Origin of the sequence: Pseudophaeobacter flagellatus, assembly GCF_021228235.1 — a bacterium.
In the GTDB taxonomy this organism is placed as follows: domain Bacteria; phylum Pseudomonadota; class Alphaproteobacteria; order Rhodobacterales; family Rhodobacteraceae; genus Pseudophaeobacter; species Pseudophaeobacter flagellatus.
The window spans coordinates 466,264-489,801 of sequence record NZ_JAJQRG010000001.1 but is presented as its reverse complement, the minus strand read 5'-3'; the positions used below and the strand labels follow the sequence as shown (position 1 = coordinate 489,801).

Annotated in this window: 25 protein-coding genes; 16 read left to right on the top strand and 9 right to left on the bottom strand. The window is 57.2% G+C overall.

Features of this window, described 5'->3' with window-relative positions; genetic code table 11:
• Nucleotides 1–7: 7 nt before the first annotated feature.
• Together LRK71_RS02310 and LRK71_RS02305 are read right to left on the bottom strand one after the other, a co-directional pair.
• Complete coding sequence (locus LRK71_RS02310; RefSeq protein WP_232400790.1) at nt 8–691, bottom strand: ABC transporter ATP-binding protein; 684 nt, start codon at nt 689–691, stop codon at nt 8–10.
• Entirely contained in the window at nt 684–1,970 is a 1,287-nt protein-coding gene (locus LRK71_RS02305) for a lipoprotein-releasing ABC transporter permease subunit (RefSeq protein WP_232400788.1), read from the bottom strand. Before LRK71_RS02305 ends, LRK71_RS02310 begins: the two co-directional genes overlap by 8 nt.
• A 380-nt stretch (nt 1,971–2,350) precedes the next feature.
• Here LRK71_RS02305 and LRK71_RS02300 point away from each other — a divergent pair, with 380 nt between their 5' ends.
• Together LRK71_RS02300 and LRK71_RS02295 are read left to right on the top strand one after the other, a co-directional pair.
• On the top strand, nt 2,351–3,460 hold the full coding sequence (locus tag LRK71_RS02300; protein WP_232400787.1) for an NADH:flavin oxidoreductase: 1,110 nt from the start codon (nt 2,351–2,353) through the stop codon (nt 3,458–3,460).
• Between the two features lie 136 nt (nt 3,461–3,596).
• The gene (locus LRK71_RS02295) at nt 3,597–4,334 is read left to right on the top strand and encodes a SpoIIAA family protein (protein ID WP_232400786.1); all 738 of its coding nucleotides are present in this window, start codon (nt 3,597–3,599) and stop codon (nt 4,332–4,334) included.
• Nucleotides 4,335–4,991: 657 nt separating this feature from the next.
• Here LRK71_RS02295 and LRK71_RS02290 read toward each other — a convergent pair.
• Together LRK71_RS02290 and LRK71_RS02285 are read right to left on the bottom strand one after the other, a co-directional pair.
• On the bottom strand, nt 4,992–5,597 hold the full coding sequence (locus tag LRK71_RS02290) for a hypothetical protein (RefSeq protein WP_232400785.1): 606 nt from the start codon (nt 5,595–5,597) through the stop codon (nt 4,992–4,994).
• A gap of 185 nt (nt 5,598–5,782) precedes the next feature.
• Nucleotides 5,783–6,169: a hypothetical protein gene (locus LRK71_RS02285; RefSeq protein WP_232400784.1), complete on the bottom strand. Its 387-nt coding sequence runs from the start codon at nt 6,167–6,169 to the stop codon at nt 5,783–5,785.
• 366 nt (nt 6,170–6,535) lie between these two features.
• Between LRK71_RS02285 and LRK71_RS02280 the strand changes: the two genes are divergently transcribed.
• The 4 genes from LRK71_RS02280 to LRK71_RS02265 are packed head-to-tail and all read left to right on the top strand — an operon-like array spanning nt 6,536 to nt 9,169.
• The gene (locus LRK71_RS02280) at nt 6,536–7,549 is read left to right on the top strand and encodes a hypothetical protein (protein WP_232400783.1); all 1,014 of its coding nucleotides are present in this window, start codon (nt 6,536–6,538) and stop codon (nt 7,547–7,549) included.
• Complete coding sequence (locus tag LRK71_RS02275) at nt 7,549–7,977, top strand: phage tail protein (RefSeq protein WP_232400782.1); 429 nt, start codon at nt 7,549–7,551, stop codon at nt 7,975–7,977. Before LRK71_RS02280 ends, LRK71_RS02275 begins: the two co-directional genes overlap by 1 nt.
• Nucleotides 7,977–8,186 (top strand): tail protein X, encoded by a 210-nt coding sequence (locus LRK71_RS02270; protein ID WP_232400781.1) that lies wholly within the window; start codon nt 7,977–7,979, stop codon nt 8,184–8,186. The genes LRK71_RS02275 and LRK71_RS02270 overlap by 1 nt, the downstream gene beginning before the upstream one ends.
• The gene (locus LRK71_RS02265) at nt 8,183–9,169 is read left to right on the top strand and encodes a phage late control D family protein (RefSeq protein ID WP_232400780.1); all 987 of its coding nucleotides are present in this window, start codon (nt 8,183–8,185) and stop codon (nt 9,167–9,169) included. The genes LRK71_RS02270 and LRK71_RS02265 overlap by 4 nt, the downstream gene beginning before the upstream one ends.
• Nucleotides 9,170–9,174: 5 nt before the next feature.
• Here LRK71_RS02265 and LRK71_RS02260 read toward each other — a convergent pair whose 3' ends face one another.
• Nucleotides 9,175–9,750, bottom strand: a complete 576-nt coding sequence (locus LRK71_RS02260) for a hypothetical protein (RefSeq protein WP_232400778.1) — start codon at nt 9,748–9,750, stop codon at nt 9,175–9,177.
• A gap of 195 nt (nt 9,751–9,945) precedes the next feature.
• Between LRK71_RS02260 and LRK71_RS02255 the strand changes: the two genes are divergently transcribed.
• The 5 genes from LRK71_RS02255 to LRK71_RS02235 all read left to right on the top strand — a co-directional run bounded on the left by LRK71_RS02255 (nt 9,946) and on the right by LRK71_RS02235 (nt 16,140).
• A complete protein-coding gene (locus tag LRK71_RS02255; protein ID WP_232400776.1) occupies nt 9,946–10,566 on the top strand; it encodes a hypothetical protein in 621 nt (206 codons plus the stop codon).
• A gap of 395 nt (nt 10,567–10,961) precedes the next feature.
• A complete protein-coding gene (locus LRK71_RS02250; protein ID WP_232400775.1) occupies nt 10,962–11,294 on the top strand; it encodes a TOBE domain-containing protein in 333 nt (110 codons plus the stop codon).
• Nucleotides 11,294–11,866, top strand: coding sequence for a DUF6680 family protein (locus LRK71_RS02245; protein WP_232400774.1), 573 nt, complete (start codon nt 11,294–11,296; stop codon nt 11,864–11,866). Before LRK71_RS02250 ends, LRK71_RS02245 begins: the two co-directional genes overlap by 1 nt.
• A 741-nt stretch (nt 11,867–12,607) precedes the next feature.
• Nucleotides 12,608–14,500 (top strand): propionate-CoA ligase PrpE, encoded by a 1,893-nt coding sequence (gene prpE / locus LRK71_RS02240; protein WP_232400773.1) that lies wholly within the window; start codon nt 12,608–12,610, stop codon nt 14,498–14,500.
• Nucleotides 14,501–14,709: 209 nt separating this feature from the next.
• The gene (locus LRK71_RS02235; protein WP_232400772.1) at nt 14,710–16,140 is read left to right on the top strand and encodes an amidase family protein; all 1,431 of its coding nucleotides are present in this window, start codon (nt 14,710–14,712) and stop codon (nt 16,138–16,140) included.
• 358 nt (nt 16,141–16,498) lie between these two features.
• Here the strand turns inward: LRK71_RS02235 and LRK71_RS02230 are convergent, their stop codons facing one another.
• Entirely contained in the window at nt 16,499–17,254 is a 756-nt protein-coding gene (locus LRK71_RS02230; RefSeq protein ID WP_232400771.1) for an NAD kinase, read from the bottom strand.
• A 187-nt stretch (nt 17,255–17,441) separates the two neighbouring features.
• On the opposite strand from LRK71_RS02230, the gene glyA reads away from it, so the two are divergent.
• Nucleotides 17,442–18,737, top strand: a complete 1,296-nt coding sequence (gene glyA, locus LRK71_RS02225) for a serine hydroxymethyltransferase (protein ID WP_232400770.1) — start codon at nt 17,442–17,444, stop codon at nt 18,735–18,737.
• Between the two features lie 170 nt (nt 18,738–18,907).
• Here glyA and LRK71_RS02220 read toward each other — a convergent pair whose 3' ends face one another.
• Nucleotides 18,908–19,273 carry a hypothetical protein gene (locus LRK71_RS02220; protein WP_232400769.1) on the bottom strand — a complete coding sequence of 122 codons (366 nt, stop codon included), beginning with the start codon at nt 19,271–19,273 and terminating at the stop codon, nt 18,908–18,910.
• Between the two features lie 130 nt (nt 19,274–19,403).
• On the opposite strand from LRK71_RS02220, the gene LRK71_RS02215 reads away from it, so the two are divergent.
• Nucleotides 19,404–20,162, top strand: coding sequence for an alpha/beta fold hydrolase (locus LRK71_RS02215; protein ID WP_232400768.1), 759 nt, complete (start codon nt 19,404–19,406; stop codon nt 20,160–20,162).
• A gap of 52 nt (nt 20,163–20,214) precedes the next feature.
• Here the strand turns inward: LRK71_RS02215 and LRK71_RS02210 are convergent, their stop codons facing one another.
• Complete coding sequence (locus tag LRK71_RS02210; RefSeq protein ID WP_232400767.1) at nt 20,215–20,409, bottom strand: hypothetical protein; 195 nt, start codon at nt 20,407–20,409, stop codon at nt 20,215–20,217.
• A gap of 227 nt (nt 20,410–20,636) precedes the next feature.
• Between LRK71_RS02210 and LRK71_RS02205 the strand changes: the two genes are divergently transcribed.
• A complete protein-coding gene (locus LRK71_RS02205; RefSeq protein WP_232400766.1) occupies nt 20,637–21,332 on the top strand; it encodes a Crp/Fnr family transcriptional regulator in 696 nt (231 codons plus the stop codon).
• A gap of 51 nt (nt 21,333–21,383) precedes the next feature.
• Here LRK71_RS02205 and LRK71_RS02200 read toward each other — a convergent pair whose 3' ends face one another.
• The gene (locus tag LRK71_RS02200; RefSeq protein ID WP_232400764.1) at nt 21,384–21,602 is read right to left on the bottom strand and encodes a DUF1858 domain-containing protein; all 219 of its coding nucleotides are present in this window, start codon (nt 21,600–21,602) and stop codon (nt 21,384–21,386) included.
• Nucleotides 21,603–21,726: 124 nt separating this feature from the next.
• On the opposite strand from LRK71_RS02200, the gene LRK71_RS02195 reads away from it, so the two are divergent.
• Together LRK71_RS02195 and LRK71_RS02190 are read left to right on the top strand one after the other, a co-directional pair.
• Nucleotides 21,727–22,179: a c-type cytochrome gene (locus LRK71_RS02195; RefSeq protein ID WP_232400762.1), complete on the top strand. Its 453-nt coding sequence runs from the start codon at nt 21,727–21,729 to the stop codon at nt 22,177–22,179.
• A 12-nt stretch (nt 22,180–22,191) separates the two neighbouring features.
• A complete protein-coding gene (locus LRK71_RS02190) occupies nt 22,192–23,535 on the top strand; it encodes a cbb3-type cytochrome c oxidase subunit I (protein WP_232400760.1) in 1,344 nt (447 codons plus the stop codon).
• The last annotated feature ends 3 nt before the right edge of the window (nt 23,536–23,538 follow it).

Below are 23,538 nucleotides of genomic sequence, written 5' to 3'. Positions count from 1 at the left end.
GATCGGGCTAGAAATCCACCAGCCGCCCGTGCTCCAGCTTGACCCGGCGGTCCATCCGGGCCGCCAAGTCGGGGTTGTGGGTCGCCACCAGCGCCGACAGGCCAGTGCCCGAGACCAGATCCATCAGCGCGGCAAAGACCTGATCCGAGGTGCCAGGATCCAGATTGCCTGTGGGTTCGTCCGCCAGCAGCACACGCGGGCTATTGGCCAGGGCACGGCAAAAGGCGACGCGCTGCTGTTCGCCACCCGACAGCGCCGCAGGGCGATGATTGGCGCGGTTCGACAGACCCACCAGCGACAACAGCTCTAACGCGCGCAACCGGGCTGCATCCTGCGGGGTGCCATTGGCAAGCTGCGGCAGTACGATGTTTTCCAGCGCCGAGAACTCGGGCAGCAGATGATGGAACTGATAGACAAACCCCACGTCCTGTCGCCGCAGGGTGGTGCGCTTGCCATCGCCTTTGCCATCCCCCCCCTGCCCGGCCACATGAACAGATCCACCATCCGGCGTATCCAGCAACCCCGCGATATGCAGCAAGGTAGATTTCCCCGCGCCCGAGGGCGCGACCAGGGCCACCATCTCTCCGGCTGCGAGGCGCAGATCAACACCGCGCAGCACGTCAATCTGCGCCGCAGTGCCATGATTGTAGGATTTGGTGACGGATTTCAGTTCCAGAACGGCTTCATTCATAGCGCAGGGCCTCTACCGGGTTCAGCCGGGCTGCGCGCCGGGCGGGAAAGATTGTCACCACAAAGGACAGGCCCAGCGACAGGCCAACAGCCGACAGCACATCGGGCAGGTTCAGTTCGGCCGGCAGCGCATAGATGCCGCGGATCGACGGATCCCAGACACCGCCCCCCATGAGGTAGTTCACAAAAGAGAAAATCGGATCAATATAGCTGGCAAAGAGACAGCCCAGAATGACCCCGAACAGCGTGCCCAACACGCCGGTAAAGGCACCACAGATAAAGAAAATCCGCATGATCGAGCCTTCGCTCAGCCCGATAGTGCGCAGGATTCCGATATCGCGGCCCTTGTTTTTCACCAGCATGATCAGGCCCGAGACGATATTCATCGTCGCAATCAGTACCAGGATCGACAGGATGATGAACATCACGTTGTCTTCGACCTCCAGCGCGCGCAAGAACCCGCCCGAGGCATCGCGCCAGGTCCAGACCCCGATCGACCCTGCCGCAGCGCGCAGCAGCGGCAGCACCATCAGATCCACCTCTTCCGGGGCCTCGACCATGACCTCGATTTCATCGGCCACGCCTTCGCGGTTGAAAAAACTCTGCGCCTCGGTAAAGGGCATGTAAAGGCGGGTGCGGTCAATGTCATAGCGCCCTGCAGTAAAGACATAGACCACCTCATAGGCCTTGACCCGCGGGCTGGTGCCAAAGGCGGTCTTGACGCCATCAGGTGAAATCAACTTGATCCGGTCGCCGGGGCTGACGCCCAGTTCGCGCGCCACCCCCGAGCCAATGGCGACCCCCTCTTCAAAGCGGGCAAGATCCCCCATGGCGCCGTCGCTTTCGGCCACGCCGGGGATGGTCAGAATGCCTTCCTTGGCGATGCCAAAGACTTCGACGCCGGAATTGCGCTGACGGGCACTGGCCATGACCTGCCCCTTGATCAGCGGAGCCGCCCGGATCACACCGGGCACCTTGGCGACCCGCGCAGCCATGGCATCAAAATCTTTCAGGCTGCGCTCCATCTGGCCCGCCGCATTCAGGGCCCCGTGAGAATAGAGCGTCACATGCGCATTGGCCCCCAGAATGGTGCCGACAAATTCTGAGCGAAACCCAGACCGCACCGCCAGGGTGGCAATCAGAGCAAAGACCGCAAGGGTTATGCCGATCAGGCTGATCCAGGTCATCACCGACACGCCCCCTTCAGCCCGGCGGGCCCGCAAGTAGCGCCAGGCAATCATCCATTCAAAGCGCGCAAAAGGTGGGGGGGTCGTGGCCATGCTGGCTCCTGCTCAACGTTTTGCGCCAAAGTGGTCTTTCCCGCCGCGCGGGTCAAGCAACAGCAGGCAGCATCGGCCATTCTGCACCCGGCTGTGTCGGCCTTTACCAGCCTGCGGTGCGAATGCCCCAGACATACAAGACAAAAGTCCGGGCAAAAGTGACCAACGGCAGCGCCGCTGCAAGACATGAAACCACTGCGCGCCTGACCGTTGCAGGGCCCAGCCCAATAAAAGGCGCATAAGGGAAAAAACGCTGGGTCACAGTCCCACGCGACCCAAAGTAACACCTACCCTGCAACCGCAACCTACTGTTTCATATCCTCAACGCCTGGGCGGTCAGAAATCACTTGCCCACACAGAAGCACAAAAGGACATGAACCATGGACCCTATCGAGACCCTGTTTACCCCCGTCACCCTGGGCACGCTCAGCCTGAAGAACAAAATCGCCATGGCGCCGATGACGCGCACCTTTTCGCCCGGCAATGTGCCTGATGACAAAGTGGTCTCCTACTATCGTCGCCGGGCCGAAGGCGGCGTTGGGCTGATCATCACCGAGGGCACCTTTGTCAACCACGAGGCCGCCAGCGGTTATCCAAATGTGCCCGCCTTTTATGGTGATGCCGCCTTGGCAGGATGGAAAAAAGTTGTCGATGCGGTGCATGCCGCGGGTGGCAAGATCGCACCGCAGCTGTGGCATGTAGGCGCCATCCGCCGCCCCGGCGTCAACCCAGGCGGCGACACCCCCGGCTACAGCCCCAGCGGCATGGCCATCCCCGGCAAGGTCACCGGTCACGCCATGACCCAAACCGATATCGACGCTGTGGTCGCCGCCTTTGCCCAGGCCGCAGCCGATGCCAAGAAAATCGGCTTTGACGCGATTGAGCTGCACGGTGCGCATGGCTATCTGATCGACCAGTTCTTTTGGGCAGGCACCAATCAGCGCAGCGATGACTATGGCGGCAATCTCGCGCAGCGGTCCCGCTTTGCGCTGGAAATCATAGGTGCCGTGCGTGCTGCCGTAGGCGAAGATTTCCCGATCATCTTTCGCTATTCCCAGTGGAAACAGCAGGACTATTCCGCCCGCCTCTGCGACACCCCCGAGGCGCTGGAGGCGTTTCTGGCCCCGCTGGTCGAGGCAGGCGTCGACATCTTTCACTGCTCGACCCGCCGTTTCTGGGAGCCCGAATTCGACGGCAGCGACCTGAACCTGGCGGGCTGGACGCGCAAGCTGACGGGCAAGCCTTCGATCACCGTGGGCAGCGTCGGGCTAAACGCCGATTTCCTGCCGGAAGATGGCACCGCCGATTTCAAGGCGGCCGAACCCGCCAGCCTCGACCGTCTGGTGGAGCGCGCCAATCGGAACGAATTTGACCTTGTCGCCGTTGGCCGCGCCCTGATCGCCAATCCCGACTGGCCAAACCAGGTGGCCGCTGGCCAGGGCGATCGGTTGATCGCCTATGAAAAGAAGATGCTGCACGACCTGCGATGACCGCAGCACGGGGCCGCAGCATTGCCGTTATGCGCGTGCCCCGTCTCGCTTCAAGCCCATGCGGACAGTCCCGATTTGAAATGCAACAGTAAAAATCTACATCTGTACCATTCACGGAACACCGGGGGCTTTCACGATGATCAAAATCAGCGATACAGGAACCGCAGGCCTGCTTGAGATGCGCATGAGCGGTACCATTTCATCTGAGGATTATGAATACATACTGGCACCAGCACTTGAAGCGGCACTGACCGAAGTCGATGCGGTGCGCCTGTTGATTGTGGTTTCTGGAGATGTGAATTTTGAAGTCGGAGCCGTCTGGGCCGATATGAAACTTGGCCTTAGTCATTGGCGCGGCTTCGACCGGCTGGCGGTCTGCGCGGGCCCTGGCTGGATTGCAAACTGCTTTCGCGCCTTTGCGCCATTCATGCCCTGCCCGGTACAGGTTTTCGATCTGAAAGACGAAGACTCTGCCCGGCGTTGGCTCAGAGAGTCACTTGGCGCCATTCACCTGCGCACATTGGGCGGCCCAGCCTTGCAGATCGAACTGATTGGCAAAGTGAGCCCCGAGGACTACGCAATCGCGCGGGGCGATCTGGATGCAAAGCTACGCGAAATGGATGGGTTTCGCTTGCTGATCGATCTGCGCGAATTTGATGGCTGGCAGGGGTTGTCGGCCATGGCGGCCCATCTGTCGCTTGCCCGTGGCCACGTCGGGATGCTGGACAAGGCGGCCATCGTCGGCGACCGGGCCTGGCAGAAAATGGCGCAAAAGATTGCTGCGCAGTTCGTAGGGGCAGAGACCCGGTTCTTTGACGCGGAAAATTTTGAAACCGCAAAGAGCTGGCTTATTTCAGTGAACGAAGACACTTGATATTGCAGTAACCGGAAGACCCAGGATGAAGCCGGACTATTGCGGATTGAGCCTTGTAAAAAAGGCCTTTCAGCACTGTTTAAGGGGGATTTTAGGCGAAGACGTTTTGTCTTTCATACCCGGCCACAATGGCCCATACAGGGCCACAAGATGATTTGCGGACACTTCGCCTTTCAAACTCCCCTACCCCATTGCAGCCCCTAAAAATAGGCCTTTGCGACACCGCGAAGTCCGATAAGGTCACTTATGTTAAGTTCCGAACAAGGAACTAACGCTGACTGAGGCGGCCCAGTTCCTAGAATGGGATTATGCGTTTTAGTACAAAGAGTTGAGCAAAATCGGCATGCCGCATCCGCGCTTCGAACTAGGAACAGATTTTGGAACCGATCTCAGGCTTGCCTTCGCGTACTGCGGCGCGGAGAATGGCGGCTATGCGCAGGAAGCGGGCTTTGCAAAGTCGGAACCCGACAAGCATGCTAAGCGCGTGAGCGGCCCTTAGCGGACCTTGACCGATCCCGACCATGCCGCGTTGCAGCTTTCCTGAAGCGGACATTGGCAATGGAGCGCAGCATTTTGGTGGGGCCGATGACTGCAATGCGGTGTGATTTCAAAGGGTCAACGCAACACTTTAATCTTTTTGGAAAGATGGAGTGTTTATCATGAAGTATAGCATCCGAACATGCACATCCACAATTCAGCACTTTCTTGTGGAATGTCAGGATCAACAAACCTGAGGATGTTCAAAACCTCTGTGGCATCAAGCTCCACATCATTGGCGTTAACAAGAGGATCAGACCGAAGCAATTTTTCAATGTTTGCTGCTGTAAGGACCATGCTGGGGAAAGACTCAGCAAGAAAAACAGGTGGAGGAAAATAACCAGTTGAGATGTCCAGATAGAAGACCCGTCCATCTGAATGACCATGGCTTCCCTTGGTAACAAGTAGCGGGTCGGCTTCGAAACTGGCGACCTCCAGCATATTATCTGGCACGTAAGGGTTTGCATTCATCCCGTTCCGGTCCCGCAAAAACTGTTGCAAACTTTCGCTTGGAATAGGACCCAAGTTCAAAAACGAGATCGACACATCTTCAATCTCGTACCTGCAAACAAAATCCAGATAACTCTTGGGTAACCCAAACTCTTTTAGTGAACTACTTTCTTGCTGGTCGGGTCTCAACTTCAAAACCGGAAAGCGATAGTCAGCATCCTCGGCCCTGTTTAGTGTGTCATAAAACTCGATTGCCTCTGACATTGTTTTTAACATTTTCAACCCCTCGGTCTTTGCCTTTATAATGCTTTGGCTTTTGTTCACAAAAAAGCCCGACTTCGCTGCACCGTATTGAATTTGAAGATTGGCTCACAGCCGACCTTCTCTGCTGAGCGCCTAAGGTCTGCTGTGCGCGGTGCGGTTTCAACTGGTCGCTGCAACACAGGCTTCATCGACTGGCGTCAAGAGAACTCGATGGAACAATCATAAATCTCGATCTCCTGTTTTTCATCAACCACAAATTTGTTCCCTTGTATTTTAGCGAGAGAGAAACCGAACTGTGCTGCCCCGAATTCTATGTCCTTTCTCCATCCTTCAATATCCCCATGCGTTGTGAGAGCGTGATAGATTAAGCCATTCGGTGTTTTAATTGAGCAGCCATATTCCGATGCGCCTCCACTTTTTGCGTTTGGCGGATCAGTTGCGCTTATCAGTTTGCGAAAGACTTTCCTTGGCGATTCCGCCTCTGGTACTGCAAAGAAGATAGCCTCATTTCCATGCTTGTCTTTCAGGCCGTCGATGCCAAGTTCGGCGATGCTCTGGATCTTCGCGCCCAGAATTTTTTCCATGAGGCTCTTCACAATTTGTCTCCATCGGCACTCGGCTCGGCTATCTTCATTTTCACATAGCAGATCACCGCGCAAAGCGCAGCATCTGTCACTATGGGCTCACTGCCGCCATTCGCCGCGTTTGCACAACAGAAAAATCGGGCTGATGCCCCGAGCGTCCGCTTTCTTCACGCAGCTGTTTCTATCTCGCACTTGCAGCGAAGGGCCGCTTTCCGCCCTTCGGCTCGGCACCTGCGTTCATGCTGCGGCTTGCGTCAATGTCACGGAAGGGCTGGTAGTCGTCATTGATGCGGACTGGCCAAATAGACTGCAAACGTCAACATAGCGGCCCTTGCCCCCTCTCGCCACAAGCACCCTGCCCTCGTTTTGGGACAGGTGAATCTCCTCATTCTATGTTTAGAACTAGGAACGGATATCGTCGCCGCAGGGAAGCTCTTGGCCTGGGTTGGGAAAGGCCCTCTGAAGCTCTTGCTTTCCGGCGTCAGGCTTGTGGCCGGGGCATTTGTCCGGCTGGGCATTTTGGCCCTGACAAACCCAATCGGCTTGATCATCGCCGCCGTCGCCGCTCTTGCCTATGTCGTCTATGACAACTGGGACAAGATTGTCGCCAAGGTCACCGAAAAGATTGAAGTGGTACGCGCTGCTTTTGACGAAGGGCTGTTAAAGGGCGTTTTCAAGCTGCTCTCGGAGTTCAATCCCTTTACCCTAGCCGTTGAAGGAATGATCGGGCTTGTCGCCTATGTCATGGATCTACTCGGAGTGCCCGAACAGATAATTGCCAAGTTCAAAGAGTTCTCCCTGTTCGCGACTGGCGTCACCCTTATGAAATCCCTCTGGGACGGGATGGCGTCCATTGTCGACCAAGCGGTGAATTTCATCGTCCAGAAGCTGAAGGACCTGAAACCCGATTGGATTTCTGACCTTCAGGCTTGGGTGAGCGGCTCCGGGGATACCCCCGCCGACCCACCGTCTAGCAGCACACGACGACGCACCAGGGGCACCCGCGATCACGGCGGGCCGGTTATGCCGGGCCTGCCCTATCTGGTCGGCGAGCGCGACGCGGAGATCTTTGTGCCGGGCGTAGCGGGCAGCATCCTGCCCACGCGCGTGATGAAGGCGGCCATGGCTGCAACCGTCATGGCAACGCCCAGCTTTGCCGTGCCCACCGGTGCCGAAATCGAACAACGCATCGACCCCAGACCAGCCCTGGCAAAGCCCGCCCCCGCAACGCAGATCCACCGCGCGGGCGACACTATCAGCATTCACATCGCGCCGCCTCCCGGCACCGACGAAGAAACTATCGCCCGCCTGGTCATGCGAGAATTGAACCGCAGAGACAACGAACGGCGCGCCGATTTGCACGACGGGGTAGACTACTGATGCAGCTTGGAATGGTCATGATGGCTCTTGGAATATTCCGCTTTGGAATTTCGAGCGGTTCCTACCAAAACTTCTCCCGCTCAGCGTCCTACAGGTGGGGCAAGGTCAACCGCATTGGTCGCGCGCCGGCTCTCCAGTTTACCGGTCCAGATGCCGAGACCATCAAACTTGATGGCGTCATTTACCCCCACTTTAAGGGCGGTTTAAGACAGGTTGAATTGATGCGTCTACCCGCCAAAGTGGCCAAACCCATGATGATGGTGGACGGCCTCGGCTGGGTCTGGGACCGCTGGGTGATTGACCAGGTGGAAGAGCGCAAAAGCGTATTCCTGAGAGATGGTGCCCCCCGCAAGATCGAATTCACCCTGTCCCTGAAATCCTACGGCAAAGACAACGGCGTCTTGTCGTCCTTCCTTGGGGGGCTGTGATGACCACTTACCGCACCACCGACGGCGATATGGTCGATGAAATCTGCAAAGCCCACTACGGCGACGAGAGCATGACCGTGGCCGTTTACGAGGCTAATCCGGGTCTCGCCGAGCGCGGGTCGATCCTTCCAAAAGGTTTGAAAATCACCCTCCCCGAAAAAGCGCCGGCACCCGTGCGCCAACCTGTTCGGCTGTGGGGTAGGTCATGAAAGTTGCCTTCCAAATCATCGCCGATGGCGAAGACGTCACCGCAAATTTTGCCGACCGGCTCATTGGTCTGACCGTCGTTGACGAAGCGGGCAACAAGTCGGACCGGGCAGACATCCAGGTAGACGACCGGGACTATGCCGTGGCTCTTCCAGAGACCGGGGCAAAGCTGAAAATCTCGCTCGGGTTCAAAGGGGATCTGGTCGAAATCGGTCATTTCGTGGTGGATGAAATAGGCGGCACCATGGCCCCGGACACATTGTCGATCGGGGCGAAGGCTGCGGACATGCTCGGCGGCATTCGCGCCCGCAAATCGCGCGCCTGGCACGACCTCTCGGTGCAAGATATCGTCCAGAAGATCGCTGCCGAACATGGGTTGAAACCCGTCATCAGCGAAAGCCTGAAGGCGCAGAAGTTCGCCTACCTCGCGCAGACGACTGAGAGCGATTTGAACTTCCTAACCCGCATTGCCAAGGACCTGGACGCCGTTGCAAAGCCAGCGGGCGGTGCACTGGTGGTTGCCAAGCGCGGCGAGAACAAGGCGGCTGATGGCTCTGAACTCCCTGTTTTTCAGGTGGATAAATCCCAAATTTCAGAAGGCAGTTGGCAAATCAACGGGCGCGGAAAATATCGCTGCGTAATTGTTGAGTGGACCGATAGAGACACCGCCCAGGTGCAGATCTGCAAAGCCGGTGAAGGCGATCCACAGCTTAAAGTCCGGCACCGCTATCCAAATCGGGCCGAAGCCCAGCGGGCAGCAGACGCCGCCCTGGAACATGGCGGCCGGGCCAGCGGAAAAATTGACATTCGCTTGGGCGGCTTCTGGGGCGACCTGATGGCCGAGGCCAAGGTCAATCTCACCGGCATCAAACCCGAACTTGCAGGCGAATGGCTAATCACCAACGTCACCCACCGCCTCGGCAGTACATTGACCACCAGTTTCAAAGCCGAGCGCGACAATGAGAAAGCGAAAGAGGCGCTATGACTAATCTACAAAATGCCATCCGTTCTACTGCGCCGGGATACAGGCACCGTGCCAAATTCATCTTGTTCAAACCGAAACCCCGATTTGCACACCGGGCATTCACGAAAACCGGAGTGTCCTTGCAGGATCGATTTGCGTTTGCCCTCAACGCATGTCGGGCAAAGAAAATGCAAGGGTTCTTTGCCCTCTGCATTCTGACACAAGCGATACACCAGCGCACCGGTTGGGGTTTCCCAAAGCTCGTAGCTGTCAAGATCGGATCGGAAACTCTGAAGCTGAGCGAGCTCTGCCTGAAGCGCCAAAACCAAGAGCTTCAACTCCGCATTCGTGACCTTCGCATTTGCTACTTGTTCACTGAGCTCGCCCAAAGCGAGTTTGACCTCAGAATCTGCACCCGTCTCAGAAGACTTGAAAAGGCTCTTTACCTTATCGAGACCGGTCGCGATTTTTCCAGTTGCCTGCCCGGCCTCTCCGGTCAGCCTCACTATTTGACCGAAACTATCGAAGTCGAATTCCAAAACTATCTCCAGTGCAATCATAAAATCAGTCAGTACCGCCAGCACACTACAACTGATTTCCAATGACGCCTCCCGGTCACGGGAGGTTAAAGGGTGCTGAAACACCCCTTAACACGGGTCCAAATTCTGACAATGACCCCGCCGACCAGCATAACTTCATGGCCGCTCCCTGTCCTCGAGGACAGAAAGCACCGAAAAACTGAGTGACAAAGCACTTCGAAATACATCAACCTTATCAGGGACTGAGAAAGGCAAAACATGTTTGAGGAAATGGAAAAAATTCTAAATCTAGAAGCTAGCGCATTGGTGACGGTGGCAGTTGGATACTTGGGGTTTCGAGTGGCCTATGCCGAGCGTGCCAATCCCGAGAATACCGCTCAGACCATCTTCCTCAGTATCTGTTTTGCCGCGTTCTTTCAGGTAAGCCTGTCCATGGCAGCAATAGCCTTTTCTGGGGATACCCCACCAGTTTTCCATCAGGTGTCAGCAGCAAGTGCGACCTTGATAGCATCGGTCTTGTGGCGACGAGTTGGAATGAAACAATATGCGCGGTTTTGGCTTGGCACTGGTGGCACCCATCTAGATGGGCTCTCCACTGTTCTTGACACCATACGGACCGATACAGAGTTCAAACCGACTTCTTTGCTCGTGTCTGTAGATGACGGCCCAATCCTTTACTGCGATGACCTGCAGCGCTTTAAGAAGCACCCCTTCGGGCCTTGTCTGATCGGCGGGGATGGCTCAATCGCGCTCTATGTAACTCATACTCAGCCTTCCGGCGTGGATGAATGGGAGGAGACTGAAGAGCATGCTCAAAACCAAATAACTGTTATTCCCGCCGACAGGGTGAAACTGATCGAAACTCGTGTAGGAAAGTAGCTACTTTTTCGGTTTCGGTGGTGGTGGCCGCTGGCCTGTTTCCCCAGGAGAAGGTCTGGTAGAACTCCAAGGTATCGGTCCCACCCCTGTTGTTATGATTGTGGAGCCCGCCGCAGGCTGAGCGGAATTAATAGAGATCGCTTCACCTGAGCTAGGGCTCTGCTTTTTTTCAGTCATATGACACCTCATTGTTCAACCTGTGCAATCTTGAACAACAACTTTCGATTCTGGAAGTCAAAGCCAAGCTTACCACGTAGAAACCGTCTATTCTAACGACCAGTTCTTTGAAAAGTGCGGACTTCCCCAACCGAGAATTCATATTCACTTGGACAATATCAGCATTCCCTGTCAACTTTCAGGTGGACAATCAAAAGTAGTTTTGGAAGGACCTCTTTATGAATGGCATTTACGCAGTGTACTACACTGGAGTTTCAGGCATGGGGAATGGAGTCATCGTTTTGCTCGATGGTGTAGTCTCCGGTGCTGACGTTGCGGGGGGAATATATGACGGAACGTTCTCTTCTATAGAAAACGGAAAAATCTCAATCGAAGTCAATTTTACTGTTCCTGCTGGTGCTACTCTTGTCACAGGGCAAACCCTTCCAAACGCGCTCACTCAGCAGATTTCAGCGCACCTCGAACAGACGTTCGCAAACGGGAATCCAGTGCGGTTGGAAACACAGATGGGCCCCGTCAACGCGATTTTTAAGAAACTTCGGTCCCTGTGATGATTGATGCACCTGTGTTGCTAGGGGTCGTGACCGCCGTTGCTGCGATTGCTGGTCCTGCTATTGCTGTTTGGATTACCCGCCGATCAGACGAAAGAAAGGAAATTCAAGCCCGTCGGATGGATATCTTTCGAACTTTGATGCGGACAAGAAAGATGCCTATTCACGTAGACCACGTCGGGGCTCTCAACCTGGTGGAAGTGGAATTCGCTGATGATGAGAAAGTGATTGGAGCCTGGAGAAACTATCTAAGAAACTTGGGCGAATGTCTTGAGCCAAGTTCCGGAGCTGCTGCAGAGACGGAATTTCTCCAGCGGCGAGAGGCGCTCTTAACAAAACTGATCCATGAGGTATCTCAAGTCCTCAAGTTCAAAGTAGAACAGCTAGATATTCTCGAAGGCAACTACATACCTCAGGGATGGAACGACGAAGATTGGGAGCAACGCGCTGTACGAAAAGCACTGCTCGAAGTTCTCAGCAGTCGTCGCCCGGTGAAAATCCAGTCTTTCACACCAAACGAACAATCTGGCCCATACCCACCTGCGCCAGAGGTGAACCCATCTACACCTTAGCAATAGCCGAACCCATTTCATCATTCATTGCAGGCAAACTTTATCAAATCGGCTGAAACTTCGGGTTTGGTCGGTGACATTCCACCCCGTCATGCAGGGTTTTGAACCAAACATATCAATGGAGAACGTGCCCATGTGGCGCTCTTTCCTACCGGAAGTCGACGCCGTTCTGAGCGCAGCGCTCAGACCCGAATGCTGGGAGGCCTTGAAAGATACCTCTGATGAGCTGGACGCCGAGCACCTTCAAAAGCCTTCAAACACCCTTTAAAGACCTCCGCCGCCCGACGATTTAAACGGTTTGGGCGGCGAATTTTTGGAGTTTGAAACGGGAAGTGTCCCAAACCTCCCTCGCCGCCTCAAACCAGCCGCGCGGCTATGGGCTGGTCAAAGGCTCGATTTGGGGCTAGAAAACAGGGAATTCGCCATAATGTTTTGCTGCAACGGGAAGTGTCCCGTACTGCAACGCGAAGTGTCCCGCTACAACCCGCTACAGTCCCGCTACAACAGCCAGCAAATCCCCGCCAGACGGAGATTTGCCATTTCAGATTAGCAAGTTTGCGAAACCAAGGAAAACTTGCTGCAAAACCCAATTTAATATAGACTTTGCAAAACTTTGCAGCCATTCTTGGCCGTAGGGTGCAAATTTATTGCGTCTCTGTGACGCGGGGTCACTATGATTACTTGCTCCGACGGCGGGCTTGCGCCTAACTCGTTTCAATACAAAACGCGTGGAGGACGCCGATGTCGTATAAAGAGACCTATGCCCAGTGGAAAGCCGACCCAGAAGCCTTTTGGATGCAGGCAGCCAAAGCCATTGATTGGGATACCCCCCCAAGCAAGGCGTTGACAACCAAGGGCGAGGGGCTTTTTGAATGGTTTGCCGATGCCAAGGTCAACACCTGCTACAATGCGGTGGACCGCCATGTAGAAGCCGGGCGGGGCGAGCAGACGGCGATCATCTATGACAGCCCGATCACCCATACCAAGCGCGAAATTTCATATGTGGAGCTACGCAACCGCGTGGCAAATCTGGCCGGTGCCCTGCGTGCAAAGGGCATCGAAAAGGGTGATCGCGTCATCATCTATATGCCGATGATCCCCGAAGCGCTGGAGGCCATGCTCGCCTGTGCCCGTATCGGTGCGGTGCACTCGGTGGTCTTTGGCGGCTTTGCGGCCAATGAACTGGCAGTGCGCATTGATGATGCCACCCCGAAGGCCATCATCGCCGCCTCTTGCGGGGTAGAGCCGGGCCGCGTGGTGCATTACAAGCCACTGCTGGACGGCGCCATTGATCTGGCGACGCATAAACCGGATTTCTGCGTTATCCTGCAGCGCGAACAGGAAGTGGCGCAGCTGGTTGAAGGCCGGGATTTCAACTGGCATGGCTTTCAATACGGGGTCGAACCCGCCGAATGCGTCCCGGTTGAGGGAAATCACCCCTCATATATTCTTTATACCTCTGGCACGACGGGGCAGCCCAAGGGGGTTATTCGCCATACCGCAGGCCAGTTGGTGGCGCTCAACTGGACAATGAAGAACATCTACAACGTCGATCCCGGCGATGTGTTCTGGGCCGCCTCGGATGTGGGCTGGGTCGTGGGCCACAGCTACATCTGCTATGGTCCGCTGATCCACGGCAACACCACCGTTGTGTTTGAAGGCAAGCCAATCGGCACCCCGGATGCCGGTACTTTCTGGCGGGTGATTTCCGAACACAAGGTCAAGAGCTTCTTTACCGCGCCCACCGCCTTTCGCGCGGTGAAGCGGGAAGACCCCAAGGGCGAGTTCGTCGGAAAATACGATCTGAGCTGCCTGGAACAGGTCTATCTGGCAGGCGAGCGCGCCGATCCCGATACCATCACCTGGGCGCAAAACCAGCTTAAGGTGCCGGTGATCGACCACTGGTGGCAAACCGAAACCGGCTGGGCGATTGCCGCCAACCCGCTTGGCATTGAAGAACTGCCAACCAAACTGGGCTCGCCCGCGGTGCCGATGCCCGGCTATGAGGTCGATATTCTGGATGAAGGCGGCCACCCCGTCGCCGCCGGAGAACTGGGCGCCATCGCCATCAAACTCCCCCTGCCCCCCGGCACCCTGCCCAGCCTGTGGAACGCCGAGGCGCGCTTTCGAAAGAGCTACATGACCACCTTCCCCGGTTATTATGAAACGGGGGACGCGGGCATGAAGGACGAAGACGGATATCTCTACATCATGGCGCGTACCGATGACGTGATCAACGTGGCTGGCCATCGCCTGTCAACCGGCGCGATGGAAGAGGTTTTGGCAAGCCACCCGGATGTGGCGGAATGCGCGGTGATTGGCGTGGCCGATGCGCTCAAGGGGCAAATGCCGCTGGGCTTTCTCTGCCTGAACGCAGGGGTCAACCGCGATCCGGATGAGATCACCGCCGAGGTGGTCAAACAGGTGCGCGACACGATTGGCCCGGTGGCGGCCTTCAAGACGGCGGTGATTGTCGACCGCCTGCCCAAGACCCGGTCCGGTAAAATCCTGCGCGGCACCATGGTGAATATCGCCGATGGCACCGCCTGGAAAATGCCCGCAACCATTGATGACCCGGTGATTCTCGATGAAATCACCGAAGCGCTGCAAAGCCTTGGCTTTGCCAAAACCTAGCGCCAGATCCGTGGCCTTTTTTGGGGGGCGGCAACGCCCCCTGACCGCCCCGCAAGCACCGCCACGGCCATGCAGTGGCCGCATGTCGCACAACAGAAGCGAAAACCAGGCAACAGCCGAAAAATCTAACCAACCCGCCCGAACTTTGGGCGGGTTTCCCTTGCAACCGAATTGTGCCGCTCTACCCTGCCGGGCAGGAGATAAGCATTATGAAAACAGACGATATCTGGCGCCTTAGCGCCACCGAACTTTCCACCCTGACACGCGCCGGTGACCTCTCGGCAGAGTCCGCTGTGCAGGCCTCGATTGACCGCATGCAGGCGGTGAACCCCGCGCTGAACGCGGTGGTGGAAGATCTGAGCGCCGAGGCCCTGACCCGGGCCCGTGATCTGGACAAGGCCCGCGCCGCCGGCGCCACGCCGGGGCCCTTGCAGGGGGTGCCCGTGACCATCAAGATCAACGTTGATCAAGCAGGCCATGCCACCTCAAACGGGGTGGTGGCGCTGAAGGATCTGATCGCCCCCGACGATGCGCCGGTGGTGGCAAACCTGCAAAAAGCCGGAGCGGTGGTGATTGGCCGCACCAACACACCCGAGTTTTCCTTTCGCGCGGACACCGACAACCCACTGCATGGCCGCACCCATAACCCCTGGGGTAAACATATCTCTGCTGGCGGTTCTTCTGGCGGCGCGGGTGCCGGTGTCATGGCAGGCATTGGCGCGCTAGCGCATGGCAATGACATTGGTGGCTCGCTACGCTTTCCGGCGGCCGCAAATGGTGCGGTGACGGTAAAACCCGGCCTGGGGCGCGTGCCCGCCTGGAACCCCAGCCAAAAAGCCGAACGCGGTATCCTGGCGCAATCCATGTCGGTGCAGGGTCTGATCACCCGCTCAGCGGCAGATCTACATCTGGCGATGCCCAGCCTGATTGCCCCCGATCACCGCGATCCCTTTCATGTGCCCCTGCCCTGGCGCGGCGCGGCGCTGGACGGCCCGATCAAGGTTGCCTTTACCCGCAACACCTATGGCTATGATCTGCACCCCGAAGTCAATCTGGCGCTGGAAACCGCCCGCGATGCGCTGGCAGATGCAGGCTATGTGGTGGAAGAGGTCGAGACACCGGATGTCTTTGATGCTGGCCGCACCGGTTATCGCGCCTTGATGGGCGAAGTCTACGCCATGATGAAGCAAGATATTGACGCTGCCGGGTCTGACACCGTACGCCAGATTTTTGACGTCTATTTTCAGGAATTCCCGCCCTTTGCCGGAACGGAGTTGCTTCAGATGATGGCCAAACGCAGCCACTACGCCCGCGAATGGGCGCAGTTCATGCAAGTCTACCCGCTGGTGCTGACGCCGTTTTTGCCGCAGCCGTTCTTCAAACCTGATCGCGACACCGAAGGTGCCGAGGGCGTGCATGAAGTGCTGGGCTGTGCGGTCTATTCCTACGCGATGAATTACCTTGGCCTGCCGGCCGGCTGTGTGCCTGCACGACTGGCGCCCCTGGCAACCGGTCCGCAGCCGATCAATGTTCAGATTGTGGCCCGGCGCTGGCGCGAAGACATGGCGGTTGATGCCTGCGCCGAAATCGAACAGCGGGTTGGCCGCTTTAGCCCACAACTGTGGGATCAGATGTCCTAGGCGCCATTGCAGCCGCCAGTGGTGAACCCAACGGTTTTCCGATCACCGGCGGCGCTGTAGGGGCCGCAGGACGGCGTAAACAAAAGAAGACCGGGAGAAGGGTTGCCCCCTCTCCCGGCTCCTTTCAGACCATGAAAACTAGCTGACACACGACTGCCTTCCGCCAAAGGGCCAAAATTGTCGCGCACTACACAGGCAGGCTCCATCCGGAAGACTAGAAATGATCACACAAACTTTGACCTGCCATAGGATCAGAGTGCCTTAGAGACAGGCGACAAGACCAGCCCCATCACGGAAACGTGATCGTATATCGCGCGCACCTGCGCCAAAGAGCAGCCCGGCCAGGCAACACCCTCTTCTAGGTAAACTGCTCTGAAATCAGGCGCTCTTCCAACCCATGGCCAGGATCAAACAGAATCTTGTGACGAATGCTGCGCTCGGTCTGGATTTCAACCCACTGGATATCGGGGCAGGAAATGGAATCCGCATCGGCCATCACCGGACGTTTATCTGCCTCCAGCACATCAAAGCGCACGGTGGCACTGCTGGGCAACAGCGCGCCCTGCCAGCGGCGGGGGCGAAAGGCGGCTATCGCTGTCAGCGCCAAAACATCCGACCCAATTGGCAGGATCGGCCCATGGGCAGAATAGTTATAGGCGGTGGATCCCGCCGGGGTCGAGACCAGCGCCCCGTCGCAGACCAGCTCTGACAGTCTTTGCCGCCCATCCACCGATATTTTCAGCCGCGCCGCCTGCGGACCTGCCCGCAGCAGCGAGACCTCATTGATCGCCAAGGCCTTATGGACGGCACCATCCCTGCCCATGGCTGTCATCGACAGCGGATTGATTATCTCTTCATTGGCGGCCTCTAGCCGGGCGATCAAACCGTCCTCATGGTATTCATTCATCAAGAAACCAACGGTGCCCCGGTTCATGCCATAGACCGGCGCCGCCAGATCGACCATCTCGTGCAGGGTTTTCAGCATGAAGCCATCCCCGCCAAGCGCCACAATCACATCGGCCTCTGTGGCCTCTACCGTACCATGCCGTTTGACCAAGGCATCACGGGCCAATTGCGCCACCGGGGCATCACTGGCCAAAAAGGCGATTCTCATTGTCTCTAAACCCTGTTTCCGGTGTGAGCCATTTTATTCCGAAACAAGCACAGCTGAACCACAAAGACCAGTGTTGCCGCTCTATGTTCGATTATTGCCGCTTTACAGCCTTTAAGATCTGTGATGTTTCCGATAGGAAATCTCACAGATTACCCAACCCTGCCACCTCCTACTTAGCGGAGCCACCATGACAGCGACCACCCGTGATCCCGGTTTCTTCACCGAAGCCCTCTCTGATCGTGACCCAGAACTCTTTGGCGCAATTACCGACGAGCTGCACCGCCAGCGCGACGAGATCGAACTGATTGCCTCCGAGAACATCGTCTCTGCCGCGGTGATGGAAGCGCAGGGCTCTGTGCTCACCAACAAATACGCCGAGGGCTATCCTGGCCGTCGTTACTATGGCGGTTGCCAGCACGTTGACGTGGCTGAAAACCTGGCCATCGACCGCGCCAAGCAGCTGTTTGGCTGTGAGTTTGCCAATGTGCAGCCCAACTCTGGCAGCCAGGCCAACCAGGGTGTGTTTCAGGCGCTGATCCAGCCCGGCGACACCATCCTTGGCATGGACCTCTCTGCCGGCGGTCACCTGACCCATGGCGCGCGGCCCAACCAGTCCGGCAAATGGTTCAACGCGATCCACTATGGCGTGCGCGAAGACAACAACCTGATCGATTATGACCAGATCCAGGCGCTGGCGACCGAACACCAGCCCAAGCTGATCATCGCCGGTGGCTCTGCCATCCCACGTCAGATTGATTTTGCCAAGTTCCGTGAAATCGCCGATTCCGTTGGCGCCTATTTCATGGTCGACATGGCCCATATCGCTGGCCTGATTGCTGCGGGTGAACACCCTTCGCCCTTCCCACATGCGCATGTGGCCACCACCACAACGCACAAAACCCTGCGCGGCCCCCGTGGCGGCATGATCGTGACCAACGATGAAGCCATCGCAAAGAAGGTCAACTCGGCAATCTTCCCCGGTATCCAGGGTGGTCCGCTGATGCATGTGATCGCAGGCAAGGCGGTTGCCTTTGGCGAAGCGCTGCGTCCCGAATTCAAAGAGTATCAAAAGCAGGTGCGCGCCAATGCGGTTGCCCTGGCGGATGAGCTGATCAAAGGCGGTCTTGATATCGTCACTGGCGGCACCGACACCCATGTAATGCTGGTGGATCTGCGTCCCAAAGGCGTGACCGGCAATATCGTCGACAAAGCCCTTGGCCGCGCCCATATCACCACCAACAAAAACGGCATCCCCTTTGACCCGGAAAAACCCACGGTCACTTCCGGAATCCGTCTGGGGACCCCTGCGGGCACCACCCGTGGCTTTGGCGAGGCTGAGTTCCGCGAAATCGCGCAGCTGATTGTCGAAGTGGTTGATGGGCTGGCTGCCAATGGCGAAGAAAACAACGCAGAGGTAGAGGCCGCAGTACGCGGTAAGGTTTCAGCCCTTTGTGAAAAATTCCCTCTGTATCCAAACCTCTAAGGCTGGATCTTAACAAGAACAGAGCCGTCGCCGACACCCCGGCGGCGGCTTTTGCACATCTGTTTTGCCAGTGTTGTGGCCAATGTTGTGGCCCGCATATGGCAGACCGCTTGGCTCCTTCGAATAGAGGGCGCAGCACTGGCCGCATCTATCATCACTGGGTCCAGAACCTAGATAAAGCCACGCCAGCGCAGGACCACAACCAGCAGCACAAAGATCACCAAGAGCGAAAACACCATACCGCCCAGCATCTCTAGCAGGCGTCCCTTGCGTCGATCAGCGATATCAATGGATTTCAGGTGTTTCTTCACTTCGCGCGCGGCCTTTCGCAGGGACTCTTCGTCTTGGATCTGGCGCAGTTTTGGATGTTCCAACAGCGGCAGCGCCTCTGCCAGGCGCATCCCCTGTTTGTAAATCCGACGCGGCAGGCGACGGCGCGCCTTGGCCAGGGCCCCTGCCAGATCGCCAGAGGCCTCGGCACGAAGGTTCAGCAGGTCTTGCACCTCTTTGATATCGGCAAAGATGTCCTGGGCCATGGCTGTGCTCCGCGCTGCGGGGCCACGATGATTTTGCGCCCCAAAAATGTCCTCCCCCCTAGTTAGCGCAAGGGCAGCGCTGTCTCAATGGGGCTGGCGTCGCAAAGCGCGGAGCGCTATCACTGCGCCCATGCTGAACTACATTTTACATGGCCAAGCCACCGAGAAACCGCCCCTGCTGATTGCCCATGGGCTTTATGGCTCTGCCCGCAACTGGGGGGTGATCTGCAAACGGTTGGCAGATGAACGCCAGGTGGTGGCGGTTGATCTGCGCAACCACGGTCAAAGCGTCTGGACCCAAACCCACAGCTACCCCGAGATGGCAGAAGATCTGGCAGAGGTCATCGCACAGTTTGGTGGCCAGATGGATGTGATCGGCCATTCCATGGGGGGCAAGACGGCAATGATGCTGGCCCTGAACCACCCGGCCATGGTGCATCGCCTGATCATCGCCGATATCGCCCCGGTGCCCTATAGCCACAGCCAGATCCAATTCATCGAGGCCATGCGCGCGGTGGATTTCTCGCGGGTAGAGCGCCGCCCAGATGCCGAGGCGCAGCTGGCCGCCGCCGGGGTGGAACCCGCCTTGCAGAGCTTCTTTACCCAATCACTAGACATTGCGAACAAAGGCTGGCGTCTGAACCTGGACACCCTGGCCCGGCACATGCCGGATATCATGTCATTTCCACAGACCGAGGCCCAGTGGACGGGGCCGGTGCTGTTTCTATCAGGGGCCTTGTCTGACTATGTGCGCCGCGAAGACCGCGACACTACCCTGGCCCGGTTTCCCAATGCACGTTTTGCCAAAATTCCCGGCGCGGGCCATTGGCTACATGCAGAAAAGCCGCGCGAATTTGAGGCTAACGCGCGTGCCTTTCTGAACGCCTGACAAAACAGTGCCGGATAAGAAAAGGTCGACTGGGCGACTGCCCAGCAGGCCGCTAGCTATGGGCCGCATCCTGATATAGCTGGCGCGCCACCAACCAAGCGACCGGCAGCCCCAACAGTGCCCCCAGCGCTGCGGCGGTCAGGATTGCTTGGACAGAAACAAATCCAGCAACCAGAACGGCAATAACGCCCGCCCCGGCCAGACTGCTGCCAATGAGAGAATACAAAATGGATGCAAGGCGTAGCATGTGAACCTCCTTTAAGGTCAAGGCATATGTATTGCGCCCTATTTAAAGGCACGGGGCCCTTGCCACTTTGATCAGTATCATCCCGCCGCCAAGAAACCGTCACCAGGATAAACGCCGCAACTCATCGGCAACACAGCCAGGTGCTGCGCCATTTACCACATGGATATCAGCACAGTTTCTGTTAAGGGGTACCAAACCTACCCAGCCAGAGCCACCATGAGGCCCCTTTGAAAAATCTTGATGAAAGCCTGCTGACGGGGCTGCCCCCCTTTCGTCTTTTGCAGCGCGCAGAGATCCGCGAAATTCTGGATCAGGCCACAAGCAAACGGATCGAGGTCGGGGCCGAAGTGTTTCATGAGGGCCACGATGCAGAACGGTTCTACCTACTGCTGGACGGCTTTATCCGGGTGATCAAGAACACGCCGACGGGCGAGCAAATCATCGCGCTGCATATTGCGCCCGGGCAGCTGTTCGGGATTGCCCCCGCGCTTAGCCGTACCACCTATCCGGCAACCGCCGTCGCCGCAGCGGAATCCATCGCCCTGTCATGGCCCGTCCGCCTGTGGGATAACTTCACCAGTCGCTACAACGGGTTTGCCACCGAAAGCTACAAGACACTGGGGCAACGCTTGGAGGAAATGCAAAGCCGGATCACCGAGCTGGCGACACAGGCCGTTGAACAAAGAATTGCAGTCGCTTTGCTGCGCTTGGTCAACCAGTCCGGACGCAAGACCGATCAGGGGCTAGAGATCGCCTTTCCGATCACCCGTCTGAATATTTCGGAAATGACCGGAACAACCCTGCATACGGTCAGCCGCCTGCTGTCCGCTTGGGAGCGTGACGGCGTGGTCAAATCCACCCGCAAGCATATTGTTGTGACCGCCCCGCATCAGCTGATGCTGTTGAGCAAGCCTAAAGGCTAGGCGCCTGTGGCGACTGCGAACAAATGCCCGCCCCCTGCGCATCCCCCATGGTCAGCCGCCTTTCTGGCTGATCTTCTGGCGCAGTTCAGCCCGAAACTCGTCTTCATCCAGGCCGTATTCCTCGCAGGCGTCGATTACCGTGTGAAACGGGGCGATTGGACAGCCCGGGCACAGCATGTTGCGCGCGAGAAACAAATCCACCACATCTGGCCAGTTCGTAAATAGCGCAGAAAGCGGCAGATCCGGGTTTTCCGGATCATGGTCGGCCATGGGCAGATCCTCCTTTTGATGCATTCTGCACTCAAGAACAGATCCAAACTTTGCGCTGGCACAACATTCGACAGGCGCAGCCTTTTATTCATCAGACATCCGCAACTGTACTCAGGACCGCGACATGTCAGAGATACTCACCAAATCGCGGGCCAGGAATGTGTTCTACGGAGGCTCTTTGTTCTTCGTCGTCGTATTCGTGGCCATGACCGTGCATAGCCATCGCTATATCGTCGAAACCTCCACCGCAGGAATGCCACTCACGGACGAGGTGCGCCTCGGCAAACACGTCTGGGAACGTGCCTCCTGTATTAACTGCCACACCCTGCATGGCGAAGGCGCCTATTTCGCGCCGGAAGTGGGCAATGTGATGACCCGCTGGGGCGTTCAGGACGACCCGGAAGGCGCCTATGAAATGCTTGATGGCTGGATGCAAGCCCAGCCCTCCGGCATCGAGGGACGCCGCCAGATGCCCCATTTCGACATCACCGAAGAGGAGATGCGCGGGCTCGCAGAATTCCTGCGGTGGGCCGATCAGACAGACACCCAGGGCTGGCCGCCCAATGATGCGGGCTAAGGGAGAAATAATATGAAATATCAATCACAAAAAGTGGCCTACGCCTATTTTCTCGTGGCAATGGGCCTGTTCGCCATTCAGGTTCTGGGCGGGTTGCTGGCCGGGTGGATCTATGTGTCGCCCAACACGCTAAGCGAGCTATTACCCTTTAATGTTGTGCGTATGCTGCACACCAATGCCCTTATCGTCTGGCTTCTGCTCGGCTTCTTTGGCGCCGCCTATTATCTAGTGCCAGAAGAAAGCGAGCGGGAACTCTTCTCGGTCAAACTGGCCTATATCCAGCTTGCGATCCTGGTCGTCGGCACCCTGGGCGCGGTTGTTTCCTACCTTGTAGGGATCCACGGTGGCCGCGAGTTCCTGGAGCAGCCGCTCTGGGTAAAATTCGGCATTCTGGTCGCCGCGGTGATTTTCCTCGTGAATATCTCGATGACCGTGCTGGCCGGGCGCAAGACCGCGATCACCAATATCCTGTTGATGGGTCTGTGGCTCTTGTCCCTGTTGTGGATCTTTGCCTTCATCAACCCCGACAACCTGTCCCTTGATAAAATGTACTGGTGGTTTGTCGTTCACCTCTGGGTAGAGGCTACCTGGGAACTGGTGATGGCGGCAATCCTTGGCTATCTGATGCTGAAGATGACCGGCGTTGACCGCGAGGTGGTGGAAAAATGGCTCTATGTCATCGTTGCCACCGCGCTGTTCTCCGGCATCCTTGGCACTGGCCACCACTTCTTGTGGATTGGCACCCCCGGCTACTGGCAGTGGGTTGGTTCCATCTTCTCGACCTTTGAGGTAATTCCGTTCTTCGCCATGATGAGCTTTGCCTTTGTCATGGTCTGGAAGGGCCGCAAGAACCACCCCAACAAGGCTGCGCTGCTGTGGTCGCTCGGGGCCTCTACCGTGGCCTTCTTTGGGGCCGGCGTCTGGGGCTTTTTGCACACATTGCACGGGGTGAACTTTTATACCCACGGCACCCAGATCACCGCCGCCCACGGGCACCTGGCCTTCTATGGTGCCTATGTGGCGATGAACCTGGCGATGTTCTCTTATGCGATGCCGCAGCTGCGGGGCCGCGATCCCTATAATCAGGTGCTGAACATGGCCTCTTTCTGGCTGATGACCGGCGGCATGGCCTTCATGACCTTCGTGCTTACCTTTGCCGGCACCATCCAGACCCATATGCAGCGCATTGTCGGGGACTATTACATGGATGTGCAGGACCAGCTTGGCCTCTTTTACTTGATGCGCTTTGGCGCCGGTGCTGCGGTGGTGCTGGGGGCATTGCTCTTTATCTACAGCCAGCTGGTGGTCCGGCGTGAAGTCATCACCCCCGGCCCGGTTGCAACCCCAGGAGAATGAGAA

Excerpts from the sequence above, each read along its gene's own strand:
- LRK71_RS02235 (WP_232400772.1), top strand. The coding sequence starts at position 14,710 with ATGAAAACAGACGATATCTGGCGCCTTAGCGCCACCGAACTTTCCACC.
- LRK71_RS02230 (WP_232400771.1), bottom strand. The coding sequence starts at position 17,254 with ATGAGAATCGCCTTTTTGGCCAGTGATGCCCCGGTGGCGCAATTGGCC.
- LRK71_RS02215 (WP_232400768.1), top strand. The coding sequence starts at position 19,404 with ATGCTGAACTACATTTTACATGGCCAAGCCACCGAGAAACCGCCCCTG.
- LRK71_RS02275 (WP_232400782.1), top strand. The coding sequence starts at position 7,549 with ATGCAGCTTGGAATGGTCATGATGGCTCTTGGAATATTCCGCTTTGGA.
- LRK71_RS02210 (WP_232400767.1), bottom strand. The coding sequence starts at position 20,409 with ATGCTACGCCTTGCATCCATTTTGTATTCTCTCATTGGCAGCAGTCTG.
- LRK71_RS02270 (WP_232400781.1), top strand. The coding sequence starts at position 7,977 with ATGACCACTTACCGCACCACCGACGGCGATATGGTCGATGAAATCTGC.
- LRK71_RS02290 (WP_232400785.1), bottom strand. The coding sequence starts at position 5,597 with ATGTTAAAAACAATGTCAGAGGCAATCGAGTTTTATGACACACTAAAC.
- LRK71_RS02305 (WP_232400788.1), bottom strand. The coding sequence starts at position 1,970 with ATGGCCACGACCCCCCCACCTTTTGCGCGCTTTGAATGGATGATTGCC.
- prpE (WP_232400773.1), top strand. The coding sequence starts at position 12,608 with ATGTCGTATAAAGAGACCTATGCCCAGTGGAAAGCCGACCCAGAAGCC.
- LRK71_RS02245 (WP_232400774.1), top strand. The coding sequence starts at position 11,294 with ATGATTGATGCACCTGTGTTGCTAGGGGTCGTGACCGCCGTTGCTGCG.
- LRK71_RS02200 (WP_232400764.1), bottom strand. The coding sequence starts at position 21,602 with ATGGCCGACCATGATCCGGAAAACCCGGATCTGCCGCTTTCTGCGCTA.
- LRK71_RS02190 (WP_232400760.1), top strand. The coding sequence starts at position 22,192 with ATGAAATATCAATCACAAAAAGTGGCCTACGCCTATTTTCTCGTGGCA.
- LRK71_RS02255 (WP_232400776.1), top strand. The coding sequence starts at position 9,946 with ATGTTTGAGGAAATGGAAAAAATTCTAAATCTAGAAGCTAGCGCATTG.
- LRK71_RS02265 (WP_232400780.1), top strand. The coding sequence starts at position 8,183 with ATGAAAGTTGCCTTCCAAATCATCGCCGATGGCGAAGACGTCACCGCA.
- LRK71_RS02250 (WP_232400775.1), top strand. The coding sequence starts at position 10,962 with ATGAATGGCATTTACGCAGTGTACTACACTGGAGTTTCAGGCATGGGG.
- LRK71_RS02195 (WP_232400762.1), top strand. The coding sequence starts at position 21,727 with ATGTCAGAGATACTCACCAAATCGCGGGCCAGGAATGTGTTCTACGGA.
- glyA (WP_232400770.1), top strand. The coding sequence starts at position 17,442 with ATGACAGCGACCACCCGTGATCCCGGTTTCTTCACCGAAGCCCTCTCT.
- LRK71_RS02220 (WP_232400769.1), bottom strand. The coding sequence starts at position 19,273 with ATGGCCCAGGACATCTTTGCCGATATCAAAGAGGTGCAAGACCTGCTG.
- LRK71_RS02285 (WP_232400784.1), bottom strand. The coding sequence starts at position 6,169 with ATGGAAAAAATTCTGGGCGCGAAGATCCAGAGCATCGCCGAACTTGGC.
- LRK71_RS02295 (WP_232400786.1), top strand. The coding sequence starts at position 3,597 with ATGATCAAAATCAGCGATACAGGAACCGCAGGCCTGCTTGAGATGCGC.
- LRK71_RS02300 (WP_232400787.1), top strand. The coding sequence starts at position 2,351 with ATGGACCCTATCGAGACCCTGTTTACCCCCGTCACCCTGGGCACGCTC.
- LRK71_RS02310 (WP_232400790.1), bottom strand. The coding sequence starts at position 691 with ATGAATGAAGCCGTTCTGGAACTGAAATCCGTCACCAAATCCTACAAT.